This window comes from uncultured Desulfobulbus sp. (genome assembly GCF_963662935.2).
GTDB lineage: Bacteria > Desulfobacterota > Desulfobulbia > Desulfobulbales > Desulfobulbaceae > Desulfobulbus.
On record NZ_CAXXTL010000002.1, the window covers coordinates 462,792 to 480,035 of the forward strand.

General features: G+C 56.0%; 12 protein-coding genes. 7 read left to right on the forward strand and 5 right to left on the reverse strand.

Features of this window, described 5'->3' with window-relative positions; genetic code table 11:
* Window positions 1-19 precede the first annotated feature (19 nt).
* Window positions 20-2,911, reverse strand: a complete 2,892-nt coding sequence (locus tag ACHZCX_RS06400; RefSeq protein WP_319586409.1) for an insulinase family protein — start codon at window positions 2,909-2,911, stop codon at window positions 20-22.
* 75 nt (window positions 2,912-2,986) lie between these two features.
* Here ACHZCX_RS06400 and ACHZCX_RS06405 point away from each other — a divergent pair, with 75 nt between their 5' ends.
* The gene (locus tag ACHZCX_RS06405; RefSeq protein ID WP_319586410.1) at window positions 2,987-3,814 is read left to right on the forward strand and encodes an SDR family oxidoreductase; all 828 of its coding nucleotides are present in this window, start codon (window positions 2,987-2,989) and stop codon (window positions 3,812-3,814) included.
* 19 nt (window positions 3,815-3,833) lie between these two features.
* Here the strand turns inward: ACHZCX_RS06405 and ACHZCX_RS06410 are convergent, their stop codons facing one another.
* From ACHZCX_RS06410 to ACHZCX_RS06420, 3 genes are all read right to left on the reverse strand, one after another.
* A complete protein-coding gene (locus ACHZCX_RS06410; RefSeq protein WP_319586411.1) occupies window positions 3,834-4,091 on the reverse strand; it encodes a hypothetical protein in 258 nt (85 codons plus the stop codon).
* 95 nt (window positions 4,092-4,186) lie between these two features.
* Window positions 4,187-4,381, reverse strand: a complete 195-nt coding sequence (gene rpmB, locus ACHZCX_RS06415; RefSeq protein WP_319586412.1) for a 50S ribosomal protein L28 — start codon at window positions 4,379-4,381, stop codon at window positions 4,187-4,189.
* Between the two features lie 199 nt (window positions 4,382-4,580).
* Entirely contained in the window at window positions 4,581-4,754 is a 174-nt protein-coding gene (locus ACHZCX_RS06420) for a hypothetical protein (protein WP_319586413.1), read from the reverse strand.
* Window positions 4,755-4,789: 35 nt separating this feature from the next.
* Between ACHZCX_RS06420 and ACHZCX_RS06425 the strand changes: the two genes are divergently transcribed.
* Window positions 4,790-6,220 (forward strand): diadenylate cyclase, encoded by a 1,431-nt coding sequence (locus ACHZCX_RS06425; protein ID WP_319586414.1) that lies wholly within the window; start codon window positions 4,790-4,792, stop codon window positions 6,218-6,220.
* Window positions 6,221-6,565: 345 nt separating this feature from the next.
* Complete coding sequence (locus ACHZCX_RS06430; protein ID WP_319586415.1) at window positions 6,566-7,312, forward strand: MltA-interacting MipA family protein; 747 nt, start codon at window positions 6,566-6,568, stop codon at window positions 7,310-7,312.
* A gap of 107 nt (window positions 7,313-7,419) precedes the next feature.
* On the opposite strand, the gene ACHZCX_RS06435 is transcribed toward ACHZCX_RS06430, so the two are convergent.
* A complete protein-coding gene (locus ACHZCX_RS06435) occupies window positions 7,420-7,710 on the reverse strand; it encodes a hypothetical protein (RefSeq protein ID WP_319586416.1) in 291 nt (96 codons plus the stop codon).
* An 895-nt stretch (window positions 7,711-8,605) separates the two neighbouring features.
* Here ACHZCX_RS06435 and ACHZCX_RS06440 point away from each other — a divergent pair.
* The 4 genes from ACHZCX_RS06440 (at window position 8,606) to ACHZCX_RS06455 (ending at window position 17,223) form a co-directional block, all read left to right on the forward strand.
* Entirely contained in the window at window positions 8,606-10,273 is a 1,668-nt protein-coding gene (locus ACHZCX_RS06440; protein WP_319586417.1) for a methyl-accepting chemotaxis protein, read from the forward strand.
* Between the two features lie 242 nt (window positions 10,274-10,515).
* Window positions 10,516-12,180: a methyl-accepting chemotaxis protein gene (locus tag ACHZCX_RS06445; protein ID WP_319586418.1), complete on the forward strand. Its 1,665-nt coding sequence runs from the start codon at window positions 10,516-10,518 to the stop codon at window positions 12,178-12,180.
* A gap of 215 nt (window positions 12,181-12,395) precedes the next feature.
* Window positions 12,396-14,063, forward strand: a complete 1,668-nt coding sequence (locus tag ACHZCX_RS06450; RefSeq protein ID WP_319586419.1) for a methyl-accepting chemotaxis protein — start codon at window positions 12,396-12,398, stop codon at window positions 14,061-14,063.
* A 289-nt stretch (window positions 14,064-14,352) separates the two neighbouring features.
* The gene (locus ACHZCX_RS06455) at window positions 14,353-17,223 is read left to right on the forward strand and encodes a PAS domain S-box protein (protein WP_319586420.1); all 2,871 of its coding nucleotides are present in this window, start codon (window positions 14,353-14,355) and stop codon (window positions 17,221-17,223) included.
* Window positions 17,224-17,244: the final 21 nt, after the last annotated feature.

Consider the following 17,244-nt stretch of genomic DNA (forward strand, 5'->3'; position numbering starts at 1 on the left):
GCTCCTTCCCCGCCTGCGCTTATTGCGAGAGGGGAGGAGCGCTCTTTGCGCCCCCCGGACTGACAATCACCGTAGCCGCCTGATCCGGCACCAGATACTGCCGCGCTAAGGCAGTCAACTCCTCCGCTTTGATCTCGGCAAATCCCTCGCTGATCGACAGTGGCCAACGCAATTGCTGCGGATGACGGCCCGACAGATTCAAGACGGATTCCATCCAGTACCGGTTGTTGCGCTTGATGTCCTTGATCGAGGTCAGGGTTGGCTCCAGAGCACGGTGCAACTCATCCTCGCTGACGCCTTTGCTACCCAGGCTGCCGGCCACCTCCTTGATGACCTTGGCCAAAGGTTCCGCCTGCTCCGGGGCAACGATCAGGCTCCCCTTCATCAGGCCAAATTCCGCATGGGCCCGGCTGGGCTGACTGCTCACATGGGGAGAATAGGTGGCCCCCAACTCCTCGCGAATCTTGACCCGCAGCCGGTCGTCGAGAACGGCGGCGAGCAAATTGAGCCTCCGGGTGCGGGCAATATCCCAAAAATCGCTTGTTTTCCAGGCCACGGTCAAGAACGCCTTGTCAATGGAACTGGCCACATGCAGAAGCCGTTGCTCACCGGCGGGAAAGATAATCGGTTTTCCAGGGGAGGCATCCTCCTGGCCGCGCTGGGTCTCGCCAAAATACCTGGCAACCAGACGCACCGCCTCCTGCGGCTCAATATCGCCGACCACATTGATTTCCAGCGGCTCCCTTGCAAAAATCGGCGTCAGCCAATCCCTAATCTGGGCAAGATCGATCTTCTCCACCTGCTCCCAAGCGGCTAGCCCGTATTCCGGACTTGCCCCTGCCAAGAACCGCTCACCCTGCACCTGCTGAACGCCTTCCACCGAGCTGGCCAGTTGATCATACATCCGGCGCAGGTTTTCCCGACTGCGGCGAAAAGCCTCTGGGCTATAAGCCGGATCGTTGAGCCGGTGCCGGACCAATTGCAGCAGCAACTCAAATTCGTTACGTAAACTGCTGCCGTTAAAAGAGAAACTCTCCGGACCCACCTTGAACTCCAAGGCAACATTTGAACCGGCCAAGGCTTCCGCCAGTTGCTCCCGAGTCAACTTACCAATGCCGCTCTCCTTGATCACAGCCTCGGCAACCAGAGCCAAACCGTCCGCCAGTTCAGCTTGCTTGCCCTTACCAAACTGGACGGAAAGCAGTACTTGCTTGGCCTGGAAATCGGTGGTCTTGACATTCAGGCGAACCCCGCCCTTGAGCAGAAAGCTTTCCACCCCGATCTCCTTGTGACTTATCTGCTCCACAATCGGCGCCGGAACAGACGGCGATTCCAGGTAAGGAAAGAGCGCGCGTTGGCCCTCCACCCAGGCGGCCACAGGCTTGACTTCGTTGGCTTGATAAAGCTCCCGGAGCTGTTTTTCTGCCTGCTCCACACTCAGATTCGGCTCAACGGCCCCCACCAATTCAACCAGCCTGCGCTGCCGGCTCCAGAGCTGACGAAAGGCTGCATTGACCTCGGCCAGCGACATTTTTTCGAGCACGGGCCCATAGGTGGCCATCTCCTGCGCAGGACTCAGGATCACTTCCTGATCATTGAGCTTGCGGATGATTTCTTCGGCAAGCTGCTTGCTGTCGCGGGAGGGAGCTGTCTGCACGGCTTTTTCCAGCAAGGCTGCGACCTCCCGCTTCCCTCTGGCCAACTCCGCCTCGGAGAATCCGTCCTTCAGGGCCTGGGCAAGGGATGCTTGCAGAAGCGTCAACCCTTGCCGCCACTTGTCGGTTTCGGTCCGGGCGACAAGCGTAGCATAGCCAAAACGCCGAAGAAAAATGCCGGATTGGGCCCTCGGCTGGGCAAAGGGACTGTCCGGACGCTGCTCCAACTGCTCCAGACGATTGGCCAGAAGAGCAACGGCGAGGTACTGCCGCAACTGCTCGATCTCCCAGCCTAAGGTGTCGACACGGGGCTGGAGGTTGAACACCGTGCTCAGGGAGAGCCCGGTGTACCCCAATTCAGGCTCAGGAACGACCAGAATGTCAGTCCCAGCCTCCCGTACCTGACCAAAATCGGGACATGCGCCGATCTCTCCCACACCCTTCAAACCGGCAAACGCATCTTCCAGCAATTGAACGGTTTCTTGCGGCTGGATGTTGCCGACCACCACAACAATCATATTTCCCGGTCGATACCAGCGATCATAGTAAGAACGAAGCAAGCGGCTATCGGCGATCTTCAGCACTTCTTCGGTGCCGATGGGATCGCGCTGGGCCACCAGAGTTCCAGCAAAATCGAACTGCAACTGTTTTTTTGCCACCCGGGAGGCGGCAGAATCGCGGCTTCGTTTTTCCGCCAGAATGATCCCCCGCTCTCGATCCACCTCCTGTTCCTGCAGGAGCGCCCCCCTGGCATAATCGGCCAGGACCTTGAATCCTTCCGACAGAACCTTGGCCTCACCTGAAGGCAGCAGCAGATTATACACCGTCTCGTCAAAGCCGGTGTGCGCATTGGTATCGCCGCCAAAGGTCATGCCCAGTGACTGAAAATACTCGATCAGGGTTCCTGGTGGGTAATGGGTGGTGCCGTTGAAGAGCATGTGCTCGAGAAAATGGGCTACACCCCGCTGTCCATCGGCTTCGTGGATCGATCCGGCCTGGATGTTGATATAAAGCGCCACACGGTTTTTCGGTTCTCCATTCGCCATGAGCACGTAGCGCAGGCCGTTGGCAAACCTGCCGTACACCAGGGCTGGATCCGGTTGAAGATCACTGGCATCCTGGGGCCAACCGATGGAGAGACAGGAAGATTGAACCGGAGCATTATCGGTGCCTTGAGCCCAATCGAGCGGCAAACAAAACATCGACAGCAGGGCAAGAAAGACGAGGCCGGATTTCGAAATCAGGGTTTGCTTCATTGTCGAACCTTTGGCTTTGGTGTACAAAACAGAAAGAATTCTCAAAATATAGTGTATACGGGGAGGGGAAACAAGATGCATATTGCCGGAAAAAGAGCGTTGGTGCTCGGGGCCTCGCGCGGCGTCGGCCTAGCCGTTGCCCGAATGCTCGCCGGCCAGGGACTGCAGTTGATCCTGCCCTGGTTCGATTGGCCCGAATCGGTGTCCGTCTTGGAAGAGGAATTCGGCGGCACACAGGGTGGCCATCTGCTGATGCGAGTCGATCTGCGCCAAGCGGACGAGGTAGCAGGTCTCATGATCGCCATCGACGGCAGCTTTGGCGGCCTGGACATCCTCATCAACAACATTGAGCGCGGCGGCATGCCGATTCTGCACGGAGATTATGAGCGCGAGGTCAACTCCGGACAATGGCAACTGGAAATAGACACCACCCTGCACGCCAAATGGATGGTCTTCACCCAGGCCCTGCCCCTGCTTCGCCGAAACCCGGAAGCGGTGGTGGTGAACGTCTCCTCAATTGCAGGGATCATTGGCAGGTCCGGTCCAGCAGGCCTTTTGTTCAACGACGGCTATGCCGCCGCCAACCGGGGCGTGGCTTCACTGACCGAAACATGGGCCAGATTAGGCGCGCCGTCCATCCGGGTCAACGAAATCATGCTGGGTCTCATCGATTCCCGGCACGGGCCGGGCACAAGAGGCTGGGCTTTACTGACAGAGCACCAGCGTCACGATCTGTTGCGGCATACGCTGCTGCAACGAACAGGTACGCCGGAAGAGGTCGCCCAAGCCGTTCTTTTTCTGATCCGGGATGCCGATTTTCTCACCGGTACAGTTCTGCGAATCGACGGTGGGTATATACTAGGCGGGGAATACCCTGCGGAGATGCCCGAAGGGGTGCTGTAAGAGACCAAAGAAGCCAATTTCAGATTTCCAGGGCCCATTCGGGTATGTGGTGCATGATGTACGCTGTCACCTTTTCTTTGGAGTCCGGATCGTTTTTTTGCACTCCGGCATCGCGCATCACTTCCTCAAAATCGAACCAGCAGAGTTCTTTGTCCTGGTGGCTATAAACAGTGAGAACCCGGCGACTCGGATCATCGAGATCCTCTTCTTCCTGAATGGCGGCTACTAGGCGCGAGGCCTCTTCGTAGGGCAAGAAACGAACCTGATCGTCGCTCATGGAATTCTCCGCAGTGCAGTCAGCAACATCGATATCAGTGGACATAAAAAAAAGGCGAGAGGAACTAGCCACCTCGCCTTTTTCAAAAATCGGGTTCAGGCAGGCTTAACAACAGCTCCCGAACGGATACAACGGGTGCAGGCGTTGATATGCACAGTGCCACCATTACGGGTGAGCATCCGAACTCTCTGCAGGTTGGGCAGCCAACGACGACGGGTCTTATTATGGGCGTGGCTGACGTTGTTTCCGGTCGAGGGGCCTTTGCCACAAATTTCACAAGTACGGGCCATGGTATCATCTCCTCAAAAAAAAAGTCAAATTACAGTAACCGCAAATAATACCCGCTCACCTCGAAAAAGCAAGTTTTTTTCACCATCATCCCGAGGCGAGGAAGGCTCCGGACACGACGATCCACTCGCCCGCCTTTTAGTCCATGAGCCTGCCCGTCGAGTTCAACAACGCTTTGTCACCCCAAACAGACGCGTCACCTTAGGATAACCCGGTAAAAAGGAAAGAGAAAATTTCTTCGCCCATCGGTTGGTTTCTGCTATAATCATCCTTACTATCTTTGCCGCACTGGTGAACGCCCTCTTTGTCACGAATTTGCTGCCCCATGCAGAGGACCAGATCCAGCAAAAGACAGCCCGCCATCGGGCGCACCACGCATAAGACCTCCCATACGCACAAGGAACTCTTTCATGGGGCATGCCGTTGCTCTCACATTCGAACTCTTCACCTGGCGAGCGATCCTGGACATTCTCCTGATTGCCGCCGGTCTCTTTTTCCTCTACCGGACCCTGCTGCGCCTTGGCACCTGGAAGATCATGGCCGGCATCCTGATGGCGCTGGTGGTGTTCATTCTGGCCAACGCCCTCAATCTCAAAGGCATTGAGTGGATTTACCATAACGTCAGCAACGTGGCCGTGCTCGGCCTGATCATCATTTTTCAACCGGAACTTCGTAAGGTTCTGGAAAAAGCGGTTTCGGTGCCGCCGCATCGGCTCAAAGACCGGGATAGCGCCCTGCAATCCTTGATCGGCGAAACCCTGATAAAACTAGCCCAAGAGCGGTGCGGCGCCATACTCGTTTTCCCCGGAAAAGAACCGATCAACGACAAAATATCAGGGGGATACCAGCTCAATGCCGTCCCCAGCATCCCTCTGATATTAAGTATTTTTGATCCGAATTCTCCGGGCCATGACGGCGCCGTCATCATCGATGGCAACAAGCTGACCCAATTCGGCGTCCGGCTACCCATGTCGCAATCCGCCAGACTTTCCGAGGATTACGGCACCCGTCACCATGCAGCCATGGGCCTCGCGGAACAGACCGACTCCCTGGCGCTGGTGGTTTCCGAGGAACGGGGCAAGGTCACTGCATTCAGCAACGGCGAAGTGCGGCCGCTGCGGAATGCAGACGAGATAACCCGGGCTATTATCACGCATCAACGGGAGATGGGGTTTCTCGGAAGGGATAGCACTCCTCGAATACGCAAAAGAACGCTCTTTCAAGTTGCAGCCAGCCTGATCATCGCGGTGGTTTTCTGGTCAACCCTGATCGTCTCGCAGCGCGAAGTGGTGGAACGTGTCCTACCGGTGAATATTGATTACACCGCACCGTCTGAGGACTTGGTCCTCGTGGGAGAAAAAGCCAACGAAATCAAACTGTATCTCTCGGGACCCAAATCCGAAATCGACAACCTGGCAACCAACCCGCCCAGCGTTAAAATCGATTTATCCAAAATGGCCAAGGGGAGCCAAACCATTATCATCACCAGTGAAAATATGCGCCTCCCCAAGGGCGTCACCTTGCTGGACACCTCACCTCAACAGCTCAAACTCACCCTAGCCGCCGTGATGGAAAAAAATGTGCCCATTACGCCGCAAATCATCGGTAAACTCCCCGGCAATTTGAAAATCAAAAAAATTACCGTTACCCCAGAAACCGTGCTCGTGACCATCCCGGTCAGTAAAGACGAAAAAAATACTACCGAGGTTCTCACTACCCCGATCTACCTTGAGTCCATCTCCACTGACAGTAAGCTTTTCTGCAAGGTGATCGCCCGCCCCTCAATCCAACCGGTCACAAAACGTTGGCCGGACGTGGAAGTCTTGATCGAATTGCAGTAAAGCCCCTCCCTTTTCTGATCAGGCCTGAAATCCCCCACCGCCCAAAGCTTTCCCCTCACCCCAAAAAAGTACATTTTTGATATGTTACCAACAAAAAACCACCAAAAATGTTATTCTCTTTTCAATACTGAAAGCATCAGCTCGTAGCATCGTCCGCAAAATATTAATTTTAATACAAATTAATATTTTATCATTTTTCCTAAAATTTGGCACAATAAGTGTATAAGTAAAAACGTTCAATGTGCCAACTTTCCACAAGCAACGACTTCTTGCCCATGTACACAAGAGTTATGTCCTTGCAGCTTGGAGACCCTGCAATTTTTTATTAAAAAAGGAGAAGAGAATATGAAACGTTTATTTTCCATGGCCGCCCTTGTCGCCCTTGCCACCGGTGGCGCAGCATCCCAGGCTACAGCCGCAACCGCCACTGCTGCCCTTGATGCCAACAGCGCCTATGTATGGCGCGGCCTGACCTTCAACAACGGTTTTGTTTTACAGCCGAGCATGGATGTATCCCATAACGGCTTTGCTTTTAACGTCTGGGGCAACTACGACGTTGATGACTATGACGGCGCCCTCAACGACAATAGATTTTCCGAACTCGACCTAACCGGTTCCTATGCCTTTAAACTGGGGAGCGTCGATGCCAGTGTTGGCGTCATTCATTACCTGTTCCCCGAAGCAGCCGAAGGTGCCGACGACTATACGACCGAACTGTTTGCAGGCCTCAGCTACGACCTGGGCGCCGGGTTCGCCATCTCCACCAAGCTCTATTACGACATTGACGCAGTCTCAGATTATTATATCACCGCCGGCCTGGGATACACCTACAGCATCAACGACAAAACCACCTTGGGGCTGAGTGGCCTGATCAGTTATGCGGGCGAAGACTTCTCCAGTTATTACGCAGGGGGCACAGACAGCGGATTTTTTAATTATACCCTCACCACCTCGGTAAAATATATGGTGACCGATGCCTTTGGCATTGGTGCCAATATCAACCTCACCGACTCCCTGGACGACAACGCCTTGCCGGATGAAGCGGTTCACACCAATGTATTTGGCGGTATCAGCTTAACCTACACCTTTTAACGCTCTTCCCCAGCCTCTCCCCCTCTCCCTGTACGGCCTTGTGCCGCGGGGAGAGGGGCTCCATCCCTTTCCTCTTCCCTATCGCCGCGGCGACTTCCTCTTCTTCCTTATCTCGCCTGCAGCCTGCTCATCAACACCCCTAGCCGCTGCATGCCGTCTTCCATCTGATCACTCCAGGGCGTGCTGCAGCTTATGCGAATACAATTCTTAAAGCTGCCGGTCCCCGTAGAGATAGCCCCTGGAATAATACAAATCTTTCCCGCCTTGGCCAAATGAAACAGTTCGACTCCATCAACATTTTCCGCCAATTGCACCCATAAGACATAGCCTCCGGTGGGCGCGGTCAATTTTGTCCCTTGAGGAAACTCACGGGCAATTCCCTGGGTATTATTGCTCACCTGATTTTTTTTTGCGCAATGCGAAGCTTCCGTAGATGGCGCTCATACTGCCCGGTCTCAGGAAAATCGGTGATAGTGAATTGTGATGAGCTCGTAAAATGAGAAATATTTCAGTGTTGTCATTTCGAGCGAGAGCGATAAAACTCTAGTATTATTATGAAATTTTTCATCGCTGTGCTCGTCGAAATGACAGAAATAGACTTTTTATGAAACCATCAATTGCAGCAACTTGCCCTGAGCAATCGAAGCGTTGAATTTCAAACACAAGATCCGTTGCCGAAAACGGCCAACTGCCGGACAGGTAACAACCGGAAGGCCGGCAGTGCCGCCCCGAAAGGCAACATCTCCTTGTCATTGATGACTGGCAGTATCGATTCGGCCAGAGAATGAACCGTGAGCTTGCGAGGCCGGAGAGCCGGTTGCGCGCTAGTTCGAGGTAAGGGAAAAAATAGGTCTTCCACTCTCCTTCTGGTTCCCCCATCGCAACAACAGTTGGAACACTCCATTAAAGTGAACAGTTTCCTTTACACTGTCCACTTTTGTGGATGACGAGAAGAAGCACTCTCAACCTCTCTGCCGCCGACGCCAAGAGACACCCATCCACATTTTTTTAAATAATATTTTCAATCTGTTAAACAAAAAAAGTTTACTCGGATGTCTTCCCCGCCCTGCTCCTTTCGACCAGAATTGGCAGGGGATCAGTCTCTTTTCCTGACTTGTTTCCTGCCTCCAATCGAGGCACACCCAAACGAAAAAATTTAATCAAACTACTGAATACAAATAGAAAAATACTAAAAATTCTATAGCGATCAATTTGGACGTAAAATTGCACTCCTGACCAACAGAAACAAGAGCACCGGGCGGTAACGGATCATTCATCACGAGGAGCACCACAATGTTGAAAAATTTCAAAATCGGAACGCGGTTGAGCCTCGGCTTTGGCATCCTCCTTGTACTGATGCTGGTTGTGGGCGGATATGGAATCAAATCCATCAAATCACTGCACCAAGAAATCGATCGGCTGGTCGAAGACCGGATGGTCAAAGTCGAGCAGGCCAACACGATCATCGACCAAATCAACATCGTCGCCCGGGCCGTACGCAATATGATCATCGACGACAACAAGGAGCACCAAGCGGAGGAACTGCGGCGGATTACCGAGGCACGCAAAACCGCCGGCGGGATGCTGGATCAACTGAACAAAACCATCAAGAACGACAAAGGGGTGGCTATCCTCAACAAGATAACTACCGAGGTTCGCCCGGCCTTTGGCCGCCACCTCGACGCCATCTTGGAGTTCGTCAAGAATGAGCAAACGCTGAGGGCCAAGATGCTGCTCCTCGGCGAGTACCGGCAAACACAGGCAACCTACCTGAAAGCAGCCGAAGAGCTGATCACCTTCCAGACCGATTTGGCTAAGCAAGCGGGCAAGGATGCCGCCGATGCCGCTGGTTCTGCCACCACCCTCATTGCCACCCTGCTGGCTATAGCCCTGGGGCTCAGTATTATTCTCGCCTTCTTCATTATCCGGTCGATTACAGTCCCGGTCAGCAAGGCCGCAGCCTTAGCTGACACCATGGCAAAGGGTGATTTCACCGCTACCCTCGACATCAACCAAAAGGACGAGATCGGCAGCATGGCCAAATCGCTCAATTCGATGGTTGGGCAATTGGGCACCATGATCCGGGACATCATCGGCGGCGTCAACACCCTGACCGCCTCCTCCAATGATCTGGCCGCTGTCTCCAAGCAACTCTCCGCCAATGCCAAGGACACTTCGGACAGAGCCGGTACGGTTGCCGCCGCCACCGAAGAGATGAGCACCAACATCCAGTCGGTTTCCGCCGCCATGGAGCAGTCGACCAGCAACGTCAACATGGTGGCCTCCTCCACCGAAGAGATGACCGCCACCGTCACCGAGATCGCCCAGAACGCCGAGAAGGCCCGGTCCATTTCCGAGGCCGCGGTCAAGCAGTCGCGCCAGACCTCCGAGAAAATGGCCGTGCTGGGTGAATCGGCCCGCAAGATCGGCCGGGTCACCGAGACCATCACCGAGATCTCCGAGCAGACCAACCTCCTGGCCCTCAACGCCACCATTGAGGCGGCCCGGGCCGGCGATGCAGGCAAGGGATTTGCGGTTGTCGCCAACGAGATCAAGGAACTGGCCCGCCAGACCGCCGCCGCTACCGTGGACATCAAAAATCAGATCAGCGAAATGCAGGACACCACCGCCACCACGGTGGAAGATATCGAGAAGATCTCCGAGGTGATTGCCGAGATCAACAACGTCATCAACGGCATCGCCACCGCCGTGGAAGAACAGTCGGCTGCTTCCAACGAAATCTCCGGCAATATCAACCAGGCCTCCCAGGGCATTGCCGAGGTCAACGAGAATGTCGCCCAGTCCACGATAGTGATTGCCGATATCACCCGCGATATCGCCGGCATCAACCAGCAGGCATCCCAGGTGGGCGTGGGCAGCGGCCAGGTACAGCAGAGCGCGCATGGACTGGCCGAATTGGCGGCCCAACTGGAGAAACTGGTGAAACAGTTCAAGGTCTAAGCATTGCAGAACCCTTCCGGGTGGATGCGCACCATTAAATTGCAAATGCTGCCTGGGCCATTCCGAAGAAAAAATTTGACATCCACTCTGGATTATGAGTCAATTTAACTAAATGTATTTACGATAAATTTACAGCAGAAAACGAGCTAGCTATCGGCTAAAATTCCAGAATTTGCAAGGGCTTTACGGTAGATGCGGAAATATCTGTTGCCACCGGAACACTCATCACAAGGAGCACAACAATGTTGAAAAATTTCAAGATCGGAACACGGCTGAGCCTCGGCTTCGGCATCCTTCTGTTGCTCATGCTGGCGGTGGGCGGGTATGCAGTTCTGGAGATCAAGCAGTTGCAGGGCCAAATCAACCTGCTGGTCGAAGACCGGATGGTCAAGGTCGAGCAGGCCAACGGGATTATCGACAATGTCAACGTCATTGCCCGAGCCCTGCGCAACATTATCATCGATGACGACAAAGGCCGTCAGGCTGAAGAGCTCAAACGGGTTGCCGACGCTCGCAAGAAAGCAGGTGAACTCTTTGAAACCTTAAACAGAACGATCAAGAGTGAAAAAGGTTCGGCCCTGGTCAAAAAAGTAATGGACATCCGCGCTGGCTATGTCCGCACCACCGAAGCCTACATGGAACTGATCAAGGCCGGCCAGGTTGATCAGGCGAAGAAGCTGTTGCTGACCGAGGTCCGGGAGACCCAGCGCGCCTACCTGACAGGTATTGAAGAAATCATTACCTTCCAAACGGATTTAGCCAAAGAGGAGGGGAAAAAAGCGGCAAGTGAAGCCGGCACGGCCACCACCCTCATTGCCACTCTGCTAGCTGCAGCCCTGGCCATCAGCGTGATTCTAGCCTTCTTCATCGTCCGGTCGATTACCGGTCCGGTCAGCAAGGCCGCAGCCCTGGCTGACACCATGGCCAAGGGTGATTTCACCGCCACCCTCGACATCAACCAAAAGGACGAGATCGGCAGTATGGCCAAATCGCTCAATTCGATGGTTGGGCAATTGGGCACCATGATCCGGGACATCATCGGCGGCGTCAACACCCTGACCGCCTCCTCCAATGACCTGGCCGCCGTCTCCAAGCAACTCTCAGCCAATGCCAGGGACACCTCTGACCGGGCCGGCACAGTCGCCGCCGCCACCGAAGAGATGAGCACCAACATCCAGTCGGTTTCCGCCGCCATGGAGCAGTCGACCAGCAATGTCAACATGGTGGCGTCCGCCACCGAAGAGATGACAGCCACCGTCACCGAGATCGCCCAGAACGCCGAGAAGGCCCGGTCCATTTCCGAGGCCGCGGTCAAGCAGTCGCGCCAGACCTCCGAGAAAATGGCCGTGCTGGGTGAATCGGCCCGCAAGATCGGCCGGGTCACCGAGACCATCACCGAGATCTCCGAGCAGACCAACCTCCTGGCCCTCAACGCCACCATTGAGGCGGCCCGGGCCGGCGATGCAGGCAAGGGATTTGCGGTTGTCGCCAACGAGATCAAGGAACTGGCCCGCCAGACCGCCGCCGCTACTGTGGACATCAAAAATCAGATCAGTGAAATGCAGGACACCACCGCCACCACGGTGGAAGATATCGAGAAGATCTCCGAGGTGATTGCCGAGATCAACAACGTCATCAACGGTATCGCCACCGCCGTGGAAGAACAATCGGCCGCGTCCAACGAAATCGCCAGCAATATCAACCAAGCCTCCCAGGGCATTGCCGAGGTCAACGAGAATGTCGCCCAGTCCACGATGGTGATTGCCGACATTACCCGCGACATCGCCGGCATCAACCAGCAGTCGTCCCAGGTGGGCGACGGCAGCGGCCAGGTGCAGCAGAGTGCGCATGGACTGGCCGAATTGGCGGCCCAGCTGGAGAAACTGGTGAAACAGTTCAAGGTCTAAGCATTGCAGAACCCTTCCGGGTGGATGCGCCCCCTGAATTGTAGCCGGGAACCCGGACCAATAAAAAATTTGACATTCATTCCGGTTCGTGAGTCAATTCAAATAAACAGCAACCGAGACTGGTTCTCGGTCAGAATGCTAGAATTGACAAGGGCTTTACGGTCGGTGCGGAAATGTCCGCATCGACCGGAACACTCATCACACGGAGTACAACTATGTTCAAAAATCTTAAGATTGGAACCCGGCTGAGCCTCGGTTTCGGCCTTCTCCTGCTGCTCATGCTGGTTGTGGGCGGATATGCCATCATGGAAATCAAACATCTCCGAGGTGAAATCGACCGCCTGGTCGAAGACCGGATGGTCAAAGTCGAGCAGGCCAATACGATCATCGACCAGATCAATATCGTGGCCCGGGCCACTCGCAACCTGATTATCGACGACAACAAGGAAAACCAGGCAAAGGAGGTTCAGCGCATTGCCGATGCCCGAAAAACTGCTGGGGGACTGCTGGAGCAGCTCAATAAATCGATTAAAAGCGAAAAGGGGGTGGCGATCCTGAACAAAATCACCAACGATATCCGTCCGACCTTCGGCCGCCACCTGGAAGCCCTGTTGGGGCTGATCAAGGAGGAACAAACCCTGAAGGCTAAAATGCTGCTGATGGGCGAATACCGGCAAATCCAGAGCGCCTACTTCAAAACACTCGAGGAGTTGATCACCTTCCAGAACGATCTGGCCAAAAAAGCAGGCAAGGATGCCGCCGATGCCGCCGGCACAGCCACCACCCTGATTGCCACCCTGCTGGCGGTAGCCCTGGCGCTCAGCGTGCTCCTCGCCATCTTTATTATCCGCTCAATCACCGGTCCGGTCAGCAAGGCCGCGGCCCTGGCTGACACCATGGCCAAGGGCGATTTCACCGCCACGCTCGACATCAATCAGAAGGACGAGATCGGCAGTATGGCCAAATCGCTCAATTCCATGGTTGGGCAATTGGGCACCATGATCCGGGACATCATCGGCGGCGTCAACACCCTGACCGCCTCCTCCAATGATCTGGCCGCTGTCTCCAAGCAACTCTCCGCCAATGCCAAGGACACTTCGGACAGAGCCGGTACGGTTGCCGCCGCCACCGAAGAGATGAGCACCAACATCCAGTCGGTTTCCGCCGCCATGGAGCAGTCGACCAGCAACGTCAACATGGTGGCCTCCTCCACCGAAGAGATGACCGCCACCGTCACCGAGATCGCCCAGAACGCCGAGAAGGCCCGGTCCATTTCCGAGGCCGCGGTCAAGCAGTCGCGCCAGACCTCCGAGAAAATGGCCGTGCTGGGTGAATCGGCCCGCAAGATCGGCCGGGTCACCGAGACCATCACCGAGATCTCCGAGCAGACCAACCTCCTGGCCCTCAACGCCACCATTGAGGCGGCCCGGGCCGGCGATGCAGGCAAGGGATTTGCGGTTGTCGCCAACGAGATCAAGGAACTGGCCCGCCAGACCGCCGCCGCTACCGTGGACATCAAAAATCAGATCAGCGAAATGCAGGACACCACCGCCACCACGGTGGAAGATATCGAGAAGATCTCCGAGGTGATTGCCGAGATCAACAACGTCATCAACGGCATCGCCACCGCCGTGGAAGAACAGTCGGCTGCTTCCAACGAAATCTCCGGCAATATCAACCAGGCCTCCCAGGGCATTGCCGAGGTCAACGAGAATGTCGCCCAGTCCACGATAGTGATTGCCGATATCACCCGCGATATCGCCGGCATCAACCAGCAGGCATCCCAGGTGGGCGTGGGCAGCGGCCAGGTACAGCAGAGCGCGCATGGACTGGCCGAATTGGCGGCCCAACTGGAGAAACTGGTGAAACAGTTCAAGGTCTAAGCATTGCAGAACCCTTCCGGGTGGATGCGCACCCCTCGCATCCGCCCGGATTGTTTTTCCCCGTCCTCCGCTCCCCACCGTTTTCCCCGAAGGCCCCGCCGTGCGGTGTCTACCCTGAAGCCCTTGCTATTCAAGGATTTTTGCACGGTTATCCTTGTTGCCGCCCCATCCCCATGGTACACAAAACAGGTTAGGGAAACAGGACCAAGTCCTGGCAGACCATCCGCCGCCCAGGCACTGAACACCTTCATCCGGCGGGCCTTTTCGCCGTTCCAGAAAAAGAGAAACCATGCAGGAAAACAACCAACCCCTGACAACCTCGGACCTGCAGCTCCAGTTCATCCTGAACGCCTCGCCGGTGGGCATGCTGGTCTTCAACGAACGGGAAGAGATCATCCTCGCCAACCCAACCGCCGAGAAACTCTTCGACCTTTCCTCGAACACCAATTCGCTTAAGAGATGCGGCGATTTCATCCGCTGCACCAATCGTCTGAGAACGCCCAGAGGCTGCGGCCATTCCCCCTCCTGCCCGAGCTGTCCTCTGCTGCGCGGACTGCGGGCAACCCTCGCCGGCAAAGCCACAACGGATGACCAGGAAGATGAAGCCACCCTTAACCGGGAACCTGGATGCGAGCCGCTCTGGATCCGCTACAAAATCAAGCCACTGGCCATCAACGGCCAGCGAGGTGCGCTGCTCACCGTCGACGATATCACCGCCCTGCGGCGATCGGAGCAGCAGTATGCGCAGCTCTTCCGGGAAATGCTCGATGCCTTTGCCCTGCATGAGATTCTCTGCGATGACCAGGGCAATCCTGTGGATTATCGATTTCTCGCGGTCAATCCCGCCTTTGAGCGCATAATCGGGTTGAATGCGGCCCAGATAGTCGGTCACACGGTCCTGAGTATCCTTCCCCACACCGAACCCCACTGGATAACCACCTACGGCAAAGTGGCCCTGACCGGTGAGCCGATCCGTTTTGAGAACTACTCCGGCGAGATCGGCAAGCATTTCTCGATCAACGCCTACTGTCCGGCACCCGGCCAATTCGCCTGCCTGATCAAGGACATCACCGAGCGCAAGTGGGCGGAAACATCTCTCAAGGAAAGCGAGGCCCGCATGCGGGCCATAACTGATGCAGCCAAGGACGCTATCCTGGTGATGGATCCCGAAGGTCGCGTTTCCTTCTGGAACCCCGCAGCGGAAAAAATATTCGGGTTCTCCGAGAAAGAAGTGATCGGCAGGAACCTGCATCGGCTCATTGCACCGCAGCGCTATCACGAGGCACACGAAAAGACCTTCCCCGAGTTTCTCCAAACTGGTCAGGGCAAGGCCATCGGCAACATCCTTGAACTCCAGGCCCGCCATAAAAACGGTGCCGAAATTCCCATTGAGTTGTCTCTTTCCTCGGTCTTATTACCTGAAGGCTGGCACACGGTGGGCATCATCCGCAATATCACCGAGCGCAAACAGGCGGAGGAAGCCATTCGCCTGAATGAGGCCAGGTTAAGAAGGCTGGTAGATATTCTTCAGCATCCCGCCGAAAACACCCGAGACTTTCTCGACAACGCCCTGGAGCAGGCCATACAACTGACCGAAAGTACAATCGGCTACATCTACCACTACCACGAAGACAGGCAAGAGTTTGTCCTCAATGCCTGGTCCAAGGAGGTCATGCCCAGCTGTGCCGTCGCCAATCCGTTGAGCTGCTACCAACTGGAAAAAACCGGACTCTGGGGCGAGGCGGTCCGGCAGCGAAGGCCCATTGTTGTCAACGATTTCCAAGCCGCCCACCCCCTGAAAAAGGGGCTCCCTGAGGGCCATGTCCAACTGCAGAACTTCATGACTGTCCCCATTTTCAGAAATGACCGGATCGTCAGTGTCGTCGGCCTGGCCAACAAGGCAACTGACTATGAAGAAGCCGATATTCTTCAGGTCTCACTGCTGATAGAGAGCGTTTGGCACGCCACTGAGCGCAAACTGATGGAGGAGGAACGGAAACGGTTACAGGCGCAGCTCACCCAAGCCCAGAAGATGGAGGCCATCGGCACCCTGGCAGGCGGTATTGCCCATGACTTCAACAACATCCTCGGCGCAATCCTCGGCTACGCCGAGATGGCCCGGGATGGCTCGCCGCACGGTTCGGCGGTGAGCAAAGACCTGAACAAGGTGCTCGAAGCCGGTCACCGTGCCGCCGCCCTAGTCAAGCAAATCCTCGCCTTCAGTCGTCAGAACGCCAGCGAACGGGTCGCCCTCGATCCCGCAAGGATCGTCAACGAGGTGTTCAAGCTCCTCCGCCCCAGCCTGCCCTCCACCATCGCCATTCGGCAGCAAACAGCCGCCACCCGGTCCGTTCTCGCCGACCCCACCCAGATGCACCAGATCCTCATGAACCTCTGCACCAACGCCTTCCATGCCATGGAACAGACCGGCGGCGTCCTGGACATCTCGCTCAGTGAACGCAAACTCTCAGCCGCCGACCTCGGCCAGCGGCCGGGCGCCCAACCCGGTAGCTTTGTGGTGCTCGCGGTCTCCGATACCGGTCCGGGTATTGATCCGGAGATCCGGGAGCGGATCTTTGACCCCTACTTCACCACCAAGGGCGTCGGTCAGGGCACTGGACTGGGTCTTTCCATTGCCCATGGCATCGTTGCCGATTACGGCGGCTTCATCACCTGCGGCAGCGAATTGGGCAGAGGGACAGTCTTCCGGGTCTTCCTGCCGGCCATCGAAGGTGCGGCCCCCCTCGAGGTCGCCGCCACCGAGCCGGTCCCGGCGGGGAAGGAACACATTCTCCTGGTCGATGACGAGGAGCTCCTCTCCGAGATGGGTCGAACCATGCTTGAGCGGCTTGGCTATGCCGTGACCGTCCGGACCAGCAGTCTCGATGCCCTGGCCGCTTTCCAGAACGAGCCGGACCGCTTCGACGCGGTGATCACGGACCAGACCATGCCGGGCATGACCGGCATTGACCTTGCCCGGCGGATGCTGCAGATCCGCCCCAGACTGCCGATCATCCTCTGCACCGGCTACAGCAATCTCGTCACCGAGGACCAGGCCAAGAGCTACGGAATCAAGGGGTTTGCGATGAAACCGCTGACCAAAAAAGCAGTGGCCACCCTGCTGAGAACGGTGCTCGACCTCGACGAAAGGGGGTACTGATGTCTCATAGAAGCGCGGCGC

Coding starts and splice junctions, on each gene's coding strand:
- ACHZCX_RS06450 (WP_319586419.1), top strand. CDS start 12,396: ATGTTCAAAAATCTTAAGATTGGAACCCGGCTGAGCCTCGGTTTCGGC.
- ACHZCX_RS06445 (WP_319586418.1), top strand. CDS start 10,516: ATGTTGAAAAATTTCAAGATCGGAACACGGCTGAGCCTCGGCTTCGGC.
- ACHZCX_RS06455 (WP_319586420.1), top strand. CDS start 14,353: ATGCAGGAAAACAACCAACCCCTGACAACCTCGGACCTGCAGCTCCAG.
- ACHZCX_RS06410 (WP_319586411.1), bottom strand. CDS start 4,091: ATGAGCGACGATCAGGTTCGTTTCTTGCCCTACGAAGAGGCCTCGCGC.
- ACHZCX_RS06440 (WP_319586417.1), top strand. CDS start 8,606: ATGTTGAAAAATTTCAAAATCGGAACGCGGTTGAGCCTCGGCTTTGGC.
- ACHZCX_RS06425 (WP_319586414.1), top strand. CDS start 4,790: ATGGGGCATGCCGTTGCTCTCACATTCGAACTCTTCACCTGGCGAGCG.
- rpmB (WP_319586412.1), bottom strand. CDS start 4,381: ATGGCCCGTACTTGTGAAATTTGTGGCAAAGGCCCCTCGACCGGAAAC.
- ACHZCX_RS06405 (WP_319586410.1), top strand. CDS start 2,987: ATGCATATTGCCGGAAAAAGAGCGTTGGTGCTCGGGGCCTCGCGCGGC.
- ACHZCX_RS06400 (WP_319586409.1), bottom strand. CDS start 2,911: ATGAAGCAAACCCTGATTTCGAAATCCGGCCTCGTCTTTCTTGCCCTG.
- ACHZCX_RS06430 (WP_319586415.1), top strand. CDS start 6,566: ATGAAACGTTTATTTTCCATGGCCGCCCTTGTCGCCCTTGCCACCGGT.